Origin of the sequence: Mesorhizobium helmanticense (assembly GCF_003034915.1) — a bacterium.
Classification (GTDB): domain Bacteria; phylum Pseudomonadota; class Alphaproteobacteria; order Rhizobiales; family Rhizobiaceae; genus Mesorhizobium; species Mesorhizobium helmanticense.
The window spans coordinates 15181-32300 of the sequence record NZ_PZJX01000041.1 but is presented as its reverse complement, the minus strand read 5'-3'; the positions used below and the strand labels follow the sequence as shown (position 1 = coordinate 32300).

At 64.6% G+C, this 17120-nt stretch carries 14 protein-coding genes; 7 read left to right on the top strand and 7 right to left on the bottom strand.

Annotated features, from left to right (window positions below):
• Positions 1-3: 3 nt before the first annotated feature.
• Positions 4-1134 carry an ABC transporter ATP-binding protein gene (locus C9427_RS22500; protein WP_107651299.1) on the top strand — a complete coding sequence of 377 codons (1131 nt, stop codon included), beginning with the start codon at positions 4-6 and terminating at the stop codon, positions 1132-1134.
• 29 nt (positions 1135-1163) lie between these two features.
• Positions 1164-1892: an SDR family oxidoreductase gene (locus C9427_RS22495; protein WP_107651298.1), complete on the top strand. Its 729-nt coding sequence runs from the start codon at positions 1164-1166 to the stop codon at positions 1890-1892.
• Between the two features lie 64 nt (positions 1893-1956).
• Here C9427_RS22495 and C9427_RS22490 read toward each other — a convergent pair whose 3' ends face one another.
• From C9427_RS22490 to C9427_RS22465, 6 genes are all read right to left on the bottom strand, one after another.
• Positions 1957-2850, bottom strand: a complete 894-nt coding sequence (locus C9427_RS22490) for a sugar phosphate isomerase/epimerase family protein (RefSeq protein WP_107651297.1) — start codon at positions 2848-2850, stop codon at positions 1957-1959.
• A gap of 113 nt (positions 2851-2963) precedes the next feature.
• A complete protein-coding gene (locus C9427_RS22485) occupies positions 2964-3902 on the bottom strand; it encodes an ABC transporter substrate-binding protein (protein WP_107651296.1) in 939 nt (312 codons plus the stop codon).
• Positions 3903-3982: 80 nt separating this feature from the next.
• Positions 3983-4984 carry an ABC transporter permease subunit gene (locus C9427_RS22480; RefSeq protein WP_107651295.1) on the bottom strand — a complete coding sequence of 334 codons (1002 nt, stop codon included), beginning with the start codon at positions 4982-4984 and terminating at the stop codon, positions 3983-3985.
• Positions 4981-6525 (bottom strand): sugar ABC transporter ATP-binding protein, encoded by a 1545-nt coding sequence (locus tag C9427_RS22475; RefSeq protein WP_107651294.1) that lies wholly within the window; start codon positions 6523-6525, stop codon positions 4981-4983. The genes C9427_RS22480 and C9427_RS22475 overlap by 4 nt, the downstream gene beginning before the upstream one ends.
• Positions 6522-7901, bottom strand: coding sequence for an FGGY-family carbohydrate kinase (locus tag C9427_RS22470; RefSeq protein WP_107651293.1), 1380 nt, complete (start codon positions 7899-7901; stop codon positions 6522-6524). Before C9427_RS22470 ends, C9427_RS22475 begins: the two co-directional genes overlap by 4 nt.
• The gene (locus C9427_RS22465; protein WP_107651292.1) at positions 7898-8680 is read right to left on the bottom strand and encodes a DeoR/GlpR family DNA-binding transcription regulator; all 783 of its coding nucleotides are present in this window, start codon (positions 8678-8680) and stop codon (positions 7898-7900) included. Before C9427_RS22465 ends, C9427_RS22470 begins: the two co-directional genes overlap by 4 nt.
• Positions 8681-8880: 200 nt before the next feature.
• On the opposite strand from C9427_RS22465, the gene C9427_RS22460 reads away from it, so the two are divergent.
• From C9427_RS22460 to C9427_RS22445, 4 genes are all read left to right on the top strand, one after another.
• Positions 8881-9936 (top strand): class II aldolase/adducin family protein, encoded by a 1056-nt coding sequence (locus C9427_RS22460; protein ID WP_107651291.1) that lies wholly within the window; start codon positions 8881-8883, stop codon positions 9934-9936.
• A gap of 144 nt (positions 9937-10080) precedes the next feature.
• Positions 10081-11298: an FGGY-family carbohydrate kinase gene (locus C9427_RS22455; RefSeq protein WP_245437145.1), complete on the top strand. Its 1218-nt coding sequence runs from the start codon at positions 10081-10083 to the stop codon at positions 11296-11298.
• Positions 11295-12140, top strand: coding sequence for a TIGR01459 family HAD-type hydrolase (locus C9427_RS22450; protein WP_107651290.1), 846 nt, complete (start codon positions 11295-11297; stop codon positions 12138-12140). Before C9427_RS22455 ends, C9427_RS22450 begins: the two co-directional genes overlap by 4 nt.
• Before the next feature lie 53 nt (positions 12141-12193).
• The gene (locus C9427_RS22445; protein ID WP_107651336.1) at positions 12194-12835 is read left to right on the top strand and encodes a ThuA domain-containing protein; all 642 of its coding nucleotides are present in this window, start codon (positions 12194-12196) and stop codon (positions 12833-12835) included.
• Between the two features lie 33 nt (positions 12836-12868).
• On the opposite strand, the gene C9427_RS22440 is transcribed toward C9427_RS22445, so the two are convergent.
• Positions 12869-15535 (bottom strand): winged helix-turn-helix domain-containing protein, encoded by a 2667-nt coding sequence (locus C9427_RS22440; protein WP_107651289.1) that lies wholly within the window; start codon positions 15533-15535, stop codon positions 12869-12871.
• Between the two features lie 146 nt (positions 15536-15681).
• Between C9427_RS22440 and C9427_RS22435 the strand changes: the two genes are divergently transcribed.
• Entirely contained in the window at positions 15682-17103 is a 1422-nt protein-coding gene (locus tag C9427_RS22435) for an amidase (protein WP_107651288.1), read from the top strand.
• Positions 17104-17120 lie beyond the last annotated feature (17 nt).

The window sequence follows — 17120 nt, the reverse complement described above, 5'->3', positions numbered from 1 at the left end:
TCCATGGCGACGCTTTCGATCGACAAGATCACCAAGGCTTTCGGCAGCGTGACGGTCATTCCCGAACTGTCGCTCACCATTCCTGACGGCGAATTCTGCGTGCTTGTGGGACCGTCGGGTTGCGGCAAGTCCACGCTGCTGAGGATCATCGCCGGCCTGGAGCCGGTCAATTCAGGACGTATCCTGGTGGATGGCGTCGACATGAGCGAGGCCGAGCCGCCGGAACGCGGTGTGGCCATGGTTTTCCAGTCCTACGCGCTCTATCCGCATATGGATGTCGGCCGCAACATCGGCTTCGGCCTCGAGATCGCCCGCACCCCTTCGGCCGAGATCGCCGAGCGGGTGCGCCGCGCCGCCGACAAGCTGCGCCTGTCGTCCTATCTGCGGCGCAAGCCGCGCGAACTCTCCGGCGGTCAGCGGCAGCGCGTGGCGATTGGCCGGGCCATAACCCGCAAGCCAAAGCTCTTCCTGCTCGACGAGCCGCTTTCCAATCTCGATGCGGCGCTGCGTGTCGGCATGCGCGTCGAGATCGCGCGCCTCAAAGCCGAACTCGCATCGACGATGATCTACGTCACCCATGACCAGGTTGAGGCGATGACGCTTGCCGACCGCATCGTCGTGATGGATGGCGGGCGGATCGAGCAGGTAGGCACGCCGCTCGAACTCTACCACCGGCCCGCCAACCTGTTCGTCGCTGGCTTCATCGGTTCACCCGCCATGAATTTCCTCAATGGCCGGGTTGCCTCCGTTCAGGACAAGCAAGCGACGGTCCGTCTGGCGTTAGGCCCCATGCTTGATATCCCCATCTCCAGGCCGCTCGAACCGGGCGATGACGTCGTCCTTGGCGTTCGGCCGGAACATATTCTCCTCTCGGCAGAGGAGCACGCGGATGCACATGTCGTGGAGGCTGGCGTGGTCGAATTGTTGGGCAGCGACACCTTCATTCATGTGCGGAACGGCGAAGAGAACCTCGTTATCCGCGACAGCAGCGGGCGGGTGGCGCGCGCCGGCGATCGCCTCGCGATCTCCTTGCCGCCTGCCGCCTGCCATCTCTTCGACAAGACCGGCCACAGAATCTCCGAAAATGCACCCACGCGCTGGGAACCCATACCCGCAAAGGCGCGGATCAACTGACGGCAGCCAAGGAATACAAGGAGGAAAATATGACGGATTTCCAGGGGCGACCCATTCTGGTCACCGGCGGCAGTGGCGGAATCGGGGGCGCCGTCGTTCGCCATCTAGTGGCGGCCAATGCTGATGTCATCGCCGCCGGCCGTTCGCGCCAGGCACTCGATGCGATCGCAGGCGAGACCGGCTGCCGCACCCTGAGCTTCGATCTCGCCTCGGAGGAGGAAATCCGCAACGCTCTCGAAGGGCTCGACCTCTGGGGCGTCGTCAACTGCGGCGGCTTCGGCGGCGAAATCGCAACGCCCATGGATACCGACATCGCCATCTTCGACAAGGTCATCACCATCAATGCGCGCGGCGCACTGCTCGTCACCAAATACGCCACGCAGTCGATGGTCCGGCTCAAGAAGGGCGGTGCGATCGTCAACGTGTCGAGCCAGGCCGCGCTCGTTGCCCTGGAAGGGCATATTTCCTACGGATCGTCGAAGGCGGCGCTGGAAAACATCACGCGCGTTTCAGCCCTCGAGCTCGGCAAATACGGGATACGTGTCAACAGCGTCAACCCGACGGTGGTGATGACGCCGATCTCTTCCGGGCATTGGAGCCAGCCGCATGTCGCGGAGCCATTCCTGAAGCAGATGCCGCTCGGCCGCTGGGCCACCGAGGATGAAGTCGCAGCGCCGATTGTTTTCCTGCTCAGCGATGGGGCGTCGATGATTACCGGCGTCTCGTTGCCGATAGATGGCGGCTATACCTGTCGTTAAAGCGCGTCGCGTTTGAACGGATCCATGCCATGCGCTTTGATGCATGTCGCTCGTGCCGATAGACCTATGGCCGGTGGCCTGACGAGACAAGCTCGGCCTTGAGCCGCGCTGTCTCCAACCCGATCGCGATGAAGCGGCGCGCATGGCGGGCCAGCTGCATATTGTCGGTCCACAGATTGCGCCAGATCGCGGTCTTCTTCGACAGGTTCTCGTCGACGATCTCGGACGAGAAGGATTCGAAGCTGAGGTCGTCATGATAGCCGATCGCGGTGAGCGCATCGAAGATCGCGGCAAAGTCGATGTTGCCGGTGCCGAGGAAACCGCGATGGCTCTCGCCGATGTGGACGTAGCCGATCTTCCTTGCCGCATGGCGGATGGCCAATCCGACATCGGCCTCCTCGATGTTCATGTGGAAAGTGTCGAGATGCAGGAAGATGTTGTCGGAGCCGGTGTCCTCGATGAAGGCGAGCCCTTGGGCTGCGGTGTTGAGCAGATTGCTTTCGAAGCGGTTGACGATCTCGAGGTTGAGCGTGACGCCGGCGGCCTTGGCCGTCTCCGCCACCTTTGCAAGCGTCGAGGCGCTGCGGTTCCATTGGTCGCGCGTCGGCGCCTCGCTCTGCAATCCGTGGCTGGTCGAGAGGATGCCGGCGACCTTGCTGCCGCCGAGATCGCGGGTCAGCGCGATCGTACGTTTCAGGATTTCGACGCCGTGTGCGGCAATCGTCTTGTCGGCGCTGGAAATGTCGCCATCGGCCGGCAGCCCGATGCTGATCGCCACGCCGAGATCGAGATCGGCGATGCGCTTGGCCAGCCTGCCGATATCGACATTGGCCGGGTCGAGATAGGAGAATTCGATCAGGTCGAAGCCGGCCTCCCTGGTGTTGGCCAGCGTGCGTTCAAGATCGCCCTGCGCCGAGCTCGCCGACCAGACGAAGGAATGGATGCCAATGCGCGACATGATCGTCTCCGGTTGCGCGGGAGCACCGGACCCAAAGCGGGAACCGTTTTTGCAAATCCGCTGCTAAAAAAAGGGTGCGGCCGGTCATCCCGGCCGCACCAGGCCTGGGAGGTTTAGCGGGCCGCGGTCCAGCCCTTGTAGTCCTTCAGGTTCTCGGCCGTGATCAGCTTGGGGTCGAGCAAGACGGTGGGCTCGGCCGGCTTCTTACCGGCAAGCAGGTCAGCCGCCATCGTCAGCGACTGGCCGGCCATCACATAGGGATCCTGAGAGGCAGACGCCTTGATCATCGAGGTGCCGGAAGAGAGCTCCTTCTCGATGTCCGGCGCGCCGTCGACCGCGGTGAAGATGAACTCGGAGCGGTTGAGCTGCTTGGCCGCAAGCTGGGCGCCGATCGCCGTCGGATCGTTGATGGCAAAGACCGCGTCGATCTTGTCGAATCGGGTGAGCAGCGACTGGAACACCTTCAGGCCGCCATCGCGCGAGCCTTCGGCGTTCTGGTCGTCGGACAGGATCTTGATGTCGGGATGCTTTGCCAGCACGTTCTTGCAGCCCTGCACCCGCTCGAGAATCGACGACGACGCCGGGCCGTTCAGGATCACATAGTCGCCCTTGCCGCCAGTGTGGTCGACCAGATACTGGCAAGCCTCTTCGCCGGCCTTGACGTTGTTGGTCATCACGGTGACGTCGGCGCCCGGCGCCGAAACGTCAAAGGCGGCAACCACGATACCAGCCGCTTGCGCCTTCTTCACCGCCGGCGCGATTGCCTTGGCGTCGACGGCGTTGAGCATGATCACGTCGACGCCGGCGGCGATGAAGGAATCGACCTGCGAGACCTGCTTGTTGAGGTCGTAGTCGGCCGACACCGACGTCACCTCGACATTCGGGTTGATCTTCTTGGCCGCATCCTCGATGCCCTTGATGGTGGCGACGAAGAAGGGGTTGCCGAGCAGGCCGACGGAGATGCCGACCTTGTTCAGGTCCTTGGCCGATGCCGGCGCGATGGCGACAGCCGCGAATGCGGCGCCGCAGAGCAGTTTAGCGATGGTCTTCATTGCTTTCCTCCTGATGCCCCGCGCCTCTCACGGTGCGTTACACATGAAACCGGGTCGTTGACGCCGGCGACTAAGGTCAATCACGTTCTTGCTCCTGCCTGGAGCCTGTAGCGGTCGAGGGCGACCGCCACGATGATGACCAATCCCTTGATGATGTACTGCCAGATGTCGGAAACGCCGGCCAAGATGAGCCCGTTGGAGAGCACCGCGATGATCAGGCCGCCGATCAGCGTGCCCCAGATCGAGCCGACGCCGCCGACGAAGCTGGTGCCGCCGAGAATGACCGCGGCGATGGCGTCGAGCTCATAAGACTGCCCGAGCTGCAGCCCGTTGGCGGCATAGAGCCTGGCCGCCGACATGGCGCCGCCGAGCCCGGCCAGCAGGCCGGAAACGCCGTAGACGAAGAGCAGCACCAGCGGCACCTTGATGCCGGTGAGGCGGGCGGCCTCGGCATTGCCGCCGACGGCATAAATCCAGGTGCCGAGCACGGTGCGCTTGAGCACCAGCCAGGACAGCACCACGACCGCGAGCGCGATGATGACCAGCCAGGGAATGCCGAACAGCGAACCGTTGCCGATGAAATCGAACGGCAGGTCCGAATTGAACACGGTCGTGTCCTGGCCGAGCAGGCGGGCGACGCCGCGCACGGCGGTCAGCGATCCCAGCGTGACGATGAAGGGCGGCAGCTTGATGTAGGCGACGAGCAGCCCGTTGATGAGGCCGAAGCCGAGGCCGACCAGAATGGCGGCCGGAACGCCGAGCATGCCCCAGTCCGGCACCAGCGAAACGATCACCGCCACCATCGCCGAGGCGGCCAGGATGGCGCCGACGGACAGGTCGATGCCGCCAGTCAGAATGACGAAGGTCATGCCGGCCGCGAGCACGATGTTGATCGACGATTGCTGCGTGACGATGAGCAGATTGGTTTCGGTCAGAAAACGCGGATTCAGGAACTGGAAGCCGGCCGCCAGCAGGACCAGCACCGGCAACATGCCCAGCGCGGCGAAGGCGGTGCGCAACCGCCGGCTCCTGGCGACGGTTTGGTCGCTTGTGCTCATTGTTCCGGTCGCCCTGTCGGTCATCCCTTGGCCGCTCCCGTTGCAAGTTCCATGATCTTTTCCTGGCTGAGCGGCTCGCCTTCGGATGCCGTCACCTCGCCCGATATGGCGCCGTCGCGCATCACCAGCACGCGGTCGGCGACGCCGATCACCTCCGGCAGTTCGCTGGAGATCATCAGGATGGCGATGCCCCTGTTGGCGAGATTGTCGATCAGCCGGTAGATTTCCGATTTCGCCCCGACATCGACGCCACGGGTCGGCTCATCGAGGATGAGGACCCGCGGCTCGGTCTCGAGCAGGCGGGCAAGCAGCACTTTCTGCTGGTTGCCGCCCGACAGCGAACCGGCATTGGCCGCAACCGAACTGGTACGGATGGAGAGGTCGGAAACGGATTTGGCGGCACGCTTTTCGGCCGCCGTGAAGTCGCGGAATCCGCCGGCCCGCGCATCCCTCGCGAGCACGCCCATGCTGATGTTGTCGGAGATCGACATGTCGAGGAACAGGCCAAGCTCCTTGCGGTCCTCGGTGAGATAGGCGATGCCGGCATCGAGCGCCTCGCGCGGCGAGCCGATGGTTACAGGCTTGCCGTCGAGTTCCAGCGTGCCTGACGTATGCCGATCTGCACCGAAGATCAGCCGGGCAAGCTCGGTGCGACCGGAGCCGACAAGGCCTGCCAGCGCCAGCACTTCACCCTTGTGCAAATCGAAGGAGCAGTCCTTCAGGAGCTTGCCGTCCGACATGCCGCGCACCGAAAGTGCCACCGCGCGCTTTGCGTCCGGCGGTCGGTGATCCTTCTTGTAGAAAGCGGACAGATCGCGGCCGACCATCATCGAAACGAGTCGCGAGGCGTTCAGGTCGGCGCGATCGAGCGTGCCGACATAGCCGCTGTCGCGCAGCACGCTGACGCGGTCGGCGAGCTGGTAGACTTCCTCCATGCGGTGGCTGATATAGATGATGGCGATGCCTTGCGACTTCAGCGTTGCGATGACCTCGAACAGCCGGTCGGTCTCGCGCGAGGTCAGCGACGTGGTCGGCTCGTCCATGACGATGATGCGCGCATTGGTCGACAGCGCGCGGGCGATCTCGACCAGCTGGCGCTCGCCCAGCGACAGGCTGGAGACAAGGGCGCGCGCCGAGAAGGAGACGCCAAGCCGTGTGATGATTTCCTTGGCGCGCCGGTTGCACTGGTCGCGGTCGACGACGCCGAAACGCCGCGGCTCATTGCCAAGGAAGATGTTCTGCGCCACCGTCAGATTGGGCGCCAGCGACAGTTCCTGATAGATCACCGCAATGCCCTGGGCGCGGGCCTTGACCGGATTGCCGGTCACGCTAGGCGCGCCGTCGATCAGGATCTCGCCGCCGGGGTCAGGCCGGTAGGCGCCGGACAGCACTTTCATCAGGGTCGATTTGCCGGCCCCGTTCTCGCCCATCAGCGCATGCAGTTCGCCGGCATGAACGGTGAGCGAAACGTCCTGCAAGGCGCGGATGGCGCCGAAGGTCTTCGAGATATGCCGCATTTCCAGCACCGGCTGGCGCGCTGTCTCGATGCTGGCGGCTACGGTCATCGCGCACCTCCAACGGCTGCGCCAGCCATGCCGCGATCGGCGGCCAGACCGCGCCAGCGATCGCGGTAGCCGACGAGACCGGCGAAGTTCGAGGCGCGAACAGCCTCCGGCGCCTCGGCGGCAAATTCGCGTCCGACACTCTCAAAAGCGAGAGCCGCCGCCCCGGTGGCGCTGCCTTCCAGCGTCGCCCCTTGCATGAAGGCCTGGCCGGGACGCAGCTCAGCCAGCAGGGAAGCGAGCAGGCCGCCAGTATTCAGCCCGCCATCGACGATCACGGTGTTGTTCGAATGGATCAGGTCGAGGCAGAGGTCGATCATCAGCGCCACGTAGAGCAGCGCCACGGCCGAGCGTTCCCCAGCGCTGGGCGTGCGCCCCATCAGTTCGCCGGAGTGGTGAGGCATCGGCCCGCCCGGGGCGAAGCTCGGCAGGGCCATGATGCCGGCGTCGATCACCTGCTGCACCGAGGAGCGGTCGATCGCGCCCTGCCAGTCGCCGCTGATCGTTGCGAACTCGCGCCCACCCATGAAGCGGATGGTCGGCACCGGGCCGCCATCGACGTCGACATTGACGAGCATGTCGCGGTCGCGATCGAGCACATCGAGCGGGCAGTCCGGATTGAGCACGACGACCCAGGTGCCGGTCGAGACGACAGTGACCGGGCCAAGCTGCTGCCTGCGGTAGGCATGGAGCGCGGCATTCGAGTCGTGGACGCCATTGTGGATGGCAATCGGCCGCGCCGCGCCGCCGGGGCGCTGCTCGCCGATGACGGCGCCGGCTCGCTCGAAGGCAGGCATCCGTCCGCGCCAGCCCTCGGCGTCGACCAACGAGGAAAAGTCGCGCTTGCGCGGCGCCCACAGATGCGAGTGACAGCCGAGATAGGACACTTCCGAGACCGCGCGGCCACCGAAACGCCAGCTCCAGTATTGCGGATAGCCGAGGATTGATTTCGCCGTCGTGAAGGCGCCGGGTTCCACCGCCTGCAGCCACAGCATGTGGCGGCTATAGTTGAAGCCGAGCGGCAATTTCGGCGAGAAGGTCTCGGCAAAATCCGGAATGCGGCGATCGATCCCGGCGGCGATTTCCGCAGGCGGCTCCTGCTCGTAGTCGAGGATCGGATGCGTCAGGCTGATATCGTCGACCAGGGCAAAGGTGCAGCCATGGCCCGACACCATCAAACCCTCCACACCGTGGTCATCGATCGCATCGCTGACGGCGCGAACCGCCCAATCATAAAGCGCCGGCTCGTCGAGCACGCTGAAGCCACCCTTGCGCATCCAGTTCGGCCTGGTCCGGCGTTCGTCGAGGATGCGTCCGTCCTGGGCGAAGACGAACAGCTTCGAATTGGTCTTGCCGAAGTCGAGCACGGCCATCTTCACTGGATGGCCCCCGAGGTTGAGGCGATCCGCACCGTCACGCCGGCGTCCTCCAGCATACGGGCGTCGGCGTCGGCGAGGCCGTCATCGGTGACCAGCGTGCCGATGCGCGCCAGCGGCAGCGCCACATTGCGCGCATGGATCGACAGTTTGCGGCTGTCGGCCAGCACCACGATCTGGTCGGCGCACAGGCTGAGGTCGACGATCGAGCGGACCAGCAGCGGATGCGATTCCAGCACGCCTTCCTGGCCAAGGCCTTGCGCGCCAAGAAAGAACTTCGACGCATAGAAGGGCACGGCCTGGGTGAGCGAATGGATGATGCCGGGCTCGCGGTGCAACTCGCCGCCGGCAACCGTCAGGCTGCAATGGCCGTGGTCGCTCAAATAAGCCACGAGCGGCATCGAGTTGGTGTAGAGCCGGATGTTGCGGTCGGCGAGCTTGACGCCGAGGTGAAAGCAGGTCGAGCCGCCATGCACGATGACCGCGTCGCCGTCGCGCACCATGGTTGCAGCAACAGCGGCGATCTGCCGCTTGGCTTCGACCGCGAGGTCGCGGTTCTCGTCATAGGGCCGGGCGTAAGCGACACCTGCCTGCGACGCGCCATCGAGCGCGGAGATGCCGCCATAGACCTTCCGCGCTTCGCCGGCCTCGTCGATCCTGTCGATATCGCGCCTGACCGTCGCTGCCGACACGCCGAGCCGCTCCTGCAGCTCGCGCACCGAGGCGAAAGGCCGATCCCGCAAGAGCTCGACGATCTGACGCTGGCGGCCGGAGTCGCTCAACCGTTTTCCTCCTGAATGCCGTTCTGTGGCGGCTTTGATGCAACTTACTCAACATTGATCAGATTGCAAGCCAGTTTGATGATGTTGGATCACTATTGACGTAACTCACTCGCATCTGCGATACCAGCACCAATAATTGTCCCGGCGACGGGACAGGCAAGCTGCGGGACACGTGGCCGGACTGTTGGAGGAAATGCGCGATGGCGACGCAAGCCGATACGCTGGCGGATGCACGGGAACTGGCCGCTTTGCGGACGCTTTCAGCCAGCATCGGGCGCGATCCGCATTTGACCCAGGCCGCCGGCGGCAACACCTCGCTGAAGGCTGGCGACACGCTCTGGATCAAGGCGTCCGGCACCTGGTTGAGGGATGCGCTGGCCGAGGACATCATGGTGCCGGTGGCGATCCCTCCGCTGCTCAGCGCCGTCCGACAGCGCGACCCGGCCGCCGACCGGCCGCAGGGTTTCGCCATCGAGGCGCTCAATCCGCGCGGGTTGCGCCCCTCGATCGAGACAACGGTGCATGCGTTGATGCCGCAGCGTGTCGTTCTGCATGTCCACTGCGTCGACACCATTTCGCTCGCCGTGCAGGCCGATGGCGAGGCCGAGGCCGCCAGGCGTCTCGACGGCCTTGAATGGGCCTATATCCCCTATCGCCGGCCGGGCCTGCCGCTGGCCCAGGGCATTGCCGAGCGCCTTCGGCCAGGCGTCGATGTGCTGATCCTTGGCAATCACGGACTGGTCGTGGCGGCCGAGACCGTCGCCGAAGCGCAAGAGCTGCTGCGCCGCGTCACGCAGCTTCTGGCACGGTCGCCGCGCAACGTGGCGGAACCGGATATTGCGGCATTGACGGCACTCGCCGGAAACAGTGGTTACAGATTGCCGGCCGACATCGAGGCACATGCCGTAGCGATCGATCCCGAGAGCTGCCGCATGGCATCGGGCGGCAGCCTTTATCCGGACCACGTCATATTTCTCGGCATAGGTTCCATCGTGGCAAGGTCCGGCGAGGATGTGGCCGGTATCATCGAACGGCTGGGCACGGCGCCGGCGGCGATCCTGTTTCCCGGCCTTGGCGTGCTGATGCGCGGCGACGCCAGCGCCGGCGCCAATGCCATGCAGCGCTGCCTGGCCGACGTGACCGCGCGGGTCGACGCCACGGCGAGGCTGAACTACCTTACCGATGCCGAGAATGACGAACTGATCAACTGGGATGCCGAGCAGTATCGCCAGAAACTCAATGCCGCCGGCAGTTAAATCATGATCCCGAACCAAAGGTCAGCGCGGCAAGAAAAGTCAGCGCAGCAAGACTTGGAAACCGGTTCGGGCAAGATCATCGCCAGGCAAGAAGCGCTTGCCATCGGCATCGACATCGGCACGTCGGGCGCACGCGCCGTTGCCATGCGGCCGGATTTTTCCATTGCCGCGCATTCCGCTGTCTCGCTCGAACGATTTGGGCCGAACGGCCGCGACCCCGGCGTGTGGTGGGAGGCGGTTGGGGCGACGCTGGCGGAGCTGCTCAAATCTATCGATCGCGGGGCGGTGCGTTCGATCGCCGTCGACGGTACGTCGGGCACGCTGCTGCCGGTCGACAGTGCCGGGCGGCCGCTGGCCGAACCGCTGATGTACAACGACAAGGTCGCCGCCGACGCCATCCTCGCCGCGGTTGCCCGCGCAGCGCCGGCAACGAGTGCGGCACTTGGGGCGACGTCCGGTCTTGCCAAGGCGCTGTCTTTCCAGCGCTTGCCCGGCGTCGCTGCCGTGCTGCACCAGGCCGACTGGATCGCGGGACAATTCTCCGGCCGCTTCGATGTCAGCGACGAAAACAACGCGCTGAAAACCGGCTACGACGTCGAGACCCGCTGTTGGCCGGACTGGATCGCGGCCACCGGCATGCGCATGGGATTGCTGCCTGGCGTTGTCAGGCCGGGCGATGTCGTCGGCACGATCGCGGCGCGCGCCGCCGAGCTGTTCGGCCTGCCGCGCGATGTGGTTGTCGTCGCCGGCACGACGGATGGATGCGCTTCGTTCCTGGCGACGGGTGCGGCGACAGTCGGCGACGGCGTTACTGCGCTGGGATCTTCGCTGACCATCAAGATCCTGTCCGACCGGCCGATCTCGGCGCCGCGGTTCGGCATCTACAGCCATCGGCTCGGCGATGCCTATCTGGCGGGCGGTGCGTCGAATTCCGGCGGCAAGGTGCTCGCCCAGCATTTTTCGCTTGCGCGCATCATCGAACTCAGCGCGGTTATCGACCCGATGACCGAGACCGGCCTCGACTACTATCCGCTTCCCGCGACGGGCGAACGCTTTCCGATCGCCGATCCGGCGCTGCCGCCACGGCTTGTTCCGCGGCCGGTGGACGACGCGGACCACCTGAAGGCAATGCTGGAGGGGATCGCCGCGATCGAGGCGCTCGGCTATAGCAGGCTTGCCGAACTCGGCGCGCCTCGGCTGACATCGGTCAGGAGCGTCGGCGGCGGCGCGGCAAATCCCGCCTGGACCGCGATCCGCCAACGCAAGCTCGGCGTCCCCTTCCTGCCGGCGCTTTCCGACGAGGCCGCCGCCGGCACCGCGCGGCTGGCGCTGATGGGTGCAGGCACAGCGGAGCTGCTGTGAAAACGGTTGAGCATCTCGACGGGATCGGAGCACTGGCCTCGCGGTACGACGTCTTCCTGCTCGACCAGTTCGGTGTGCTGCATGACGGCACCAGCCCCTATCCGGGCGCGGTGGAAGCATTGTCGGCGCTGAAGCGCGCGCACAAGACCGTCGTGCTGATCTCGAATTCCGGCAAGCGGGCCGAGCCCAACGAGCATCGCCTGCTGAAGCTCGGTTTCGAAGCGGGGAGTTGGGACCACTTCGTCTCTTCCGGCGAAGTGGCGTGGCGGTCCTTCCACGACATGGTGGCACATGGAAGCCTGCGCCCGGGCACGAAATGCCTGCTGATCAGCCGCGATGACGACCGCTCGGCGATCGAGGGCCTGCCGTTCGAACCGGCCAAGAGTGGCGACGATGCCGAACTGGTGCTGATTTCCGCCAGCGAGGGCGACCGTTACGACCTCGATCACTATCGCCGACTTCTCACGCCGGCAGCGGCGCGGCGGGTGCCGTGCTTCTGCACCAATCCCGACAAGATCATGCTGACGGCCGTGGGGCCGCGTTTCGGCGCCGGCCGGCTGGCGGATCTCTACGAGAGCCTCGGCGGCGGCGTCACCCGCATCGGCAAACCCTATCTTCCGATTTTCACCGCCGCCCTGGCGCTGGCGGGCGATCCCGATCGCAGCACGGTGGTATGTGTCGGTGATAGCGTTGAACACGATATCGCCGGCGGGCTTGGCGCCGGCGTGGCGACGGCGCTGGTCTTGTCCGGAATATTGGCGGACACTACCGACCTTGCCGGACTTTTCGACGGGCTGGACGCCTACCCGGATTACACCATCGATCTGTTCAGATTCCGCTGACCGAGCCCGGCAATTTCCGAGGTAAACGACATAGCCAATTGAAGGAGCGGAAGATGCGGCAAGCGCTGATCGTATGGGGCGGCTGGGATGGACACGAGCCGGAACAAGGCGCGCGCGCCGTCAAGGCGATGCTCGAGGAGGAAGGGTTCGAGGTTCGCGTCGAAACCACGACCGAGGTTTTCGCCGACCCCGCGATCGTCGATCTGAGCCTGATCGTGCCGATCTACACGATGTCCAAGCTGGCGAAGAACGAAGAGCTCAACCTGACGAAGGCAGTCGAGAGCGGTGTCGGTCTTGGCGGCTATCACGGCGGCATGGGCGATGCGTTTCGTGAAGCCACGGACTATCAGTTCATGTGCGGCGGCCAGTGGGTCGCCCATCCCGGCAACATCATCGACTACAAGGTCGACATCGCCAGGCGCGACGATCCCATCATGCACGGCATCGACGATTTTTCGTATCGCTCGGAGCAGTATTACATGCATGTGGATCCGTCGAATGAAGTGCTGGCGACCACGACTTTCTCCGGTGAGCACGCACCCTGGATAGACGGTGTCGTGATGCCGGTGGTCTGGAAGCGCCGGCATGGCAAGGGAAGGGTTTTCTACTCGTCGCTCGGGCATGCCGCCAAGGAGTTCGAGGTGCCACAGATGCAGACGATATTTCGTCGCGGCCTGGTCTGGGCGGCACGTTGATGCGACTGCCTCGCTATGGTTTGAACACAGCCTTCAGGCCAGAATTTTCAGCACCGCCTGGGTGCGGTTCTTGACCTGCAGCTTCTCGAAAATGTTCTTGGCGTGGGATTTCACGGTGTTGAGATTGATATGGAGCCTCGTGCCGATCTCGCGGTTCGACAGGCCTTGCCGCATCAGTTCGAGCACGTCGTATTCCCTGGGCGTCAGCAGGAGAGGCTCGGATTGCTGGCGCACGGTGCGGGACGTAGCCGAGGCGGTTCCTTTCTGGCCGGCGCGATCGGGAATAGCCGGCTGCCAGTAGACGAGATCGGCCAGGCTTTGCTGCAATCCCGCCCTTCTTGCCTGCGCGGCCAGCACCACGCGGCGATCCTCGGCAGGTGAAATCCCGGACTGTTCCTGGAACTTGACCTGCAACAGCTCCATGAGGATGGCGCAAGCTTGCCGGTTCTGGGCACGGGCCTGGGCACTGCCTTCGGCGAGCCGCGCAACCGCCTCGGCTGTCTGACCGCGCGCGGCTAATGCCCGTGCGTCGACGATCAGATGGCTCTCCCATATCTGCCATATCGAGGCGGGAAAGCGGGCGCGCGCCTCGTCGAGCTGCGTGCCGAACCGCTCCATCTCGCGGATGCCGTCGGCGCTGCGTCCCTGGCGGAACGCCCGGTCGGCGCGTTCCAGCGCCAGCTGGAACTCCAGCCTGAAATCCTCAGCCTCATAGGCGCGGCGGCTGGCGCGTACGAACAGGGCGTCCGCCGCCTCGACCCGGCCGGTGGCGTCGTAGAGACGCGACAGGCCAATGGTCGCGATCAGGACCCGCTCGCAAAGGCCGAAGACATCGACGGTCTTTTCCGGCGGCATCGCCCGCATCCAGAGTTTTTCGGCGCGCTCGAAATCGCCCTTCTCATAGGCGATCATGCCGAGCAGCGCCGAGGGCAGGGCGACCATGTAGGATTGCTCGGAAAAATAGCTTTCGCCGTTGGCCAGCGCGTCGATGAGCACGGGCTCGGCTTCGCCGGGCAGTCCGCGCGCCATGTAGGCCATCGCCGCTATGCAGCGTGAGTGGATGCCGCCCCAATGGCAGGCGATATCGTCATAGACGCCGCTGGCCTTCCAGGTCAGCCGTTCGGCCGCCTCCAGTGCGCCTTCATGAAAGGCCAGATAGCTGTGGATCGAATCGAGGTCGACCTGTCCGAAGGCCAGATGATCGAGTTCGCGCTCGCCGATGGCGTCGATATGCGACCGGCAAGCGGCGAGATCGCCGCCGTAGGCGCCGATCAGCGCCCGCATCAGATGCAGGCGGCCGCTAAGGTCGAGACCGGTTTCGCGCAGGATCGCCGCGCATTCACCGTCGGGATTGGCCGCGCTGAGCTCGATAGTGGCGAGCGTCTGCTCGGCCTGGGGAAAACGGCGACCGTTGATGTGGCGCCAGACGAGCAGGAACATCAGCAGCGGCCGCGCTTCGCGCGCCTCGCGCGGCAATTGCTGCATCCAGCGGAAATACAGCTCGAAGCGTCCATGGCTGAGATAGTCATAGACGCAGTAACGCTCGATCAGTTCGGCCGCCCATTTCGACTGGTGGGCGAGGAAAGCATGCCGCACCGCCTCGACCGGGCTGCCCGAGCCGATGAACCAGTCCGCGGCCTTGCGGTGCAGTTCGTCGATCCGCGCATCGCCCTTGGCGAGCAGTCGCGTGTAGAGGAATTCCTGGAACAGATGATGATATCTGTACCAGCGCTGCTGCCCCGGCAATGCGACGATGAAGAGCTGCGCTTCCTCAAGATGTTCGAGAATGCCAGCCGAATCCGTGCGCCCGGTCAGCATGTCGCACAATTCGCCGCTGAGCGTCTCGAGGATGCAGGTTTCGACCAGGAAATCGATGATGTGTTCGGGCAATCCGGAAAGGACCTCTTCCAGGAAATAGTCGGCAAAGGCGCGATGGCTTCCGGGCGGCGCCGACGCCATCATGTTGCGGTCGCCATCGCGGCCCAGTACGAGCGAAGCCAGCCTCAGCCCCGCCGCCCAGCCCTCCGTATGCTGACGCATCATGCGGCTTTCGTCGGGCGAGAGTTCGACGCCGCGCGCGGCGCGGAAGAAGTCGGCCGTTTCGTCGGCGCTGAACTGAAGCTGGTCGACGCTGATCTCGATCATCTCGCCATGCGCGCGGTAGCGGCCGAGCGCCAGCGAGGGCCGGGTGCGGCTCGCCAGCACGATGCCGAACTGCGGAAACTCGGCGTCCAGCAGCGCGATAATGGTGGCGGATGCATCATTCTCATCGGCAAGGTGATAGTCGTCGATGAAAAGGACGACTGGTCCCTGCGCCGTCGCCTCCTCGACAAGTCCGAGAAGCCGCGCCACCGCCTCGTCCCGATTCATGGGAAGGCCGCGCGCGCTCTGCCCCTTGGCGGCTCCGCTCATCACCAGCGTCAGATAGTCGGCAAGGCCGAGCGGGTCCCTCTCGTCATCACTGACCGAATACCACGCGGTCGTGGTACCCTCGTTTTTCAGCGCGCTGTACCATTGCGACAGAAGCGTGGTCTTGCCCGAACCGGCCGGCGCATGGACCAGTGTCAGCCGGTAGCGGGTGAGAAGGCCGGCGATCCTGTTCAGACGCGGGCGGCCGACGACATCGAGCGGAATGCGCGGCGGGATGATGCGCCGGTTGGCGAGAAAGGGGCGGGCGGATAAGCGCAGGTCCGACTTCATGGCGCCTTGTCTGGTTTTTCTCGATACCCCTATATCACCCTTACGGGTGAGTTGAACTTATTCTTCAATCCCACCCTTCGGCATCATGCCGGCAGACCGGACGCCGGCTAGGTTGTTGCATCCTGGCTGCCATGGAACCATGTCCCGTGAAACTGAATGAATATTCGAAACTCGACGCAACCGGGCTGGCTGCCCTGGTGGCCGAAGGCACTGTAACGCCAAGCGAGCTTCTCGAAACGGCGCTCGATGCCGTCAGTGCCGTCAATGGTCCTCTCAACGCGGTGGTTGCGACTTTCGCAGACGAGGCCTTGCAGCGCATCGAGGCCGGCCTGCCCAAAGGGCCATTCACCGGCGTCCCTTTCATGCTCAAGGATCTCACCGCTCATTATGGCGGGCAGCCGACCGGATCGGGCTGGCCGCCGCGCCTTGGCTACAAGGCCGCGCGCGACAGCGAGCTCGTCCGTCGATTCAAGCAGGCCGGTCTGGTCATCTTCGCCAAGACCGCCGTTCCCGAACTCGCCATGGACTGGACGACCCGCTCGACCGCGCATGGCGTCACGTCGAACCCATGGAACCTAGGCCATACGGCGGGAACGTCGAGCGGCGGCACGGCAGCGGCGGTCGCGTCCCGCATGGTCCCCATGGGGCATGGGAATGATGGTGGCGGCTCGATCCGCGTGCCGGCTTCCTGCTGCGCCTGTTTCGGGCTGAAGCCGACGCGCGGCCGCAATCCGGTCGCCCCCGCCGGCGATACATGGCAGGGAATGCTGGTGGAGCATGCTCTCACCCGTTCGGTGCGCGACAGCGCCGCCTTGCTCGACGCCACGGCGGGGATCTATCCCGGTCAGTTCTTCAACAACCCGCCCGGCGCCAACTTCGCGGCCGAGGTCGGCCGCGATCCAGGGCGGCTCAGAATAGCGGTCTCGACCAAGGCGCCTTATGGGGCGCCCACTCACTCCGATTGCAAGAAGGCGGTCGCCGAGACGGTCAAGCTGCTCGAAAGCCTCGGCCATGTCTGCGAAGAACGCGACGTCGTGCTGCCCGCTAACGGGTGGGAGGCCTTCGAGACCTTCATTCTCGCCGAATACGCCGCCGATATGCGAGCCGAGGAGAGTGTACTCGGCCGCAAGCTGACACAAGCGGATTTCCCGACGATGCTGTGGGAGATGATCGAGGCCGGCAATCGCATTTCGGCCGTGGACCTCAACATGGCCGTTGCCGGTTTGCACAAGGTGGCCGAAGCGGTAACGTCGGTGTTTTCCGATTACGATGTCTTCTTGTCGCCGGCGCTGGCGCAGCCCCCCTTGCCGCACGACGCTTTCCCGGTTTCCGCCGATATGCGCAGCCATTACGAGTTCTATCTGTCCTGGATGCCCTTCACCCACGTCTTCAACGTCAACGGCTCGCCAGCCGCCTCCTTGCCGCTGCATTGGAACGAGGCGGGGTTGCCGATCGGCATCCAGTTGGCGACGGCACCCGCCGGCGAAGCGCTGCTCCTCAGCCTGGCGGGCCAGTTGGAACAGGCGCGGCCATGGGCGGGCAAACGTCCGCAAATATGCATCGACTAAACAAGAAAAGGGGAACC

What these genes read in the sequence shown, in the direction of transcription:
- C9427_RS22495 (WP_107651298.1), top strand. Translation starts at nt 1,164, where the DNA reads ATGACGGATTTCCAGGGGCGACCCATTCTGGTCACCGGCGGCAGTGGC.
- C9427_RS22460 (WP_107651291.1), top strand. Translation starts at nt 8,881, where the DNA reads ATGGCGACGCAAGCCGATACGCTGGCGGATGCACGGGAACTGGCCGCT.
- C9427_RS22445 (WP_107651336.1), top strand. Translation starts at nt 12,194, where the DNA reads ATGCGGCAAGCGCTGATCGTATGGGGCGGCTGGGATGGACACGAGCCG.
- C9427_RS22480 (WP_107651295.1), bottom strand. Translation starts at nt 4,984, where the DNA reads ATGACCGACAGGGCGACCGGAACAATGAGCACAAGCGACCAAACCGTC.
- C9427_RS22475 (WP_107651294.1), bottom strand. Translation starts at nt 6,525, where the DNA reads ATGACCGTAGCCGCCAGCATCGAGACAGCGCGCCAGCCGGTGCTGGAA.
- C9427_RS22490 (WP_107651297.1), bottom strand. Translation starts at nt 2,850, where the DNA reads ATGTCGCGCATTGGCATCCATTCCTTCGTCTGGTCGGCGAGCTCGGCG.
- C9427_RS22440 (WP_107651289.1), bottom strand. Translation starts at nt 15,535, where the DNA reads ATGAAGTCGGACCTGCGCTTATCCGCCCGCCCCTTTCTCGCCAACCGG.
- C9427_RS22500 (WP_107651299.1), top strand. Translation starts at nt 4, where the DNA reads ATGGCGACGCTTTCGATCGACAAGATCACCAAGGCTTTCGGCAGCGTG.
- C9427_RS22455 (WP_245437145.1), top strand. Translation starts at nt 10,081, where the DNA reads ATGCGGCCGGATTTTTCCATTGCCGCGCATTCCGCTGTCTCGCTCGAA.
- C9427_RS22485 (WP_107651296.1), bottom strand. Translation starts at nt 3,902, where the DNA reads ATGAAGACCATCGCTAAACTGCTCTGCGGCGCCGCATTCGCGGCTGTC.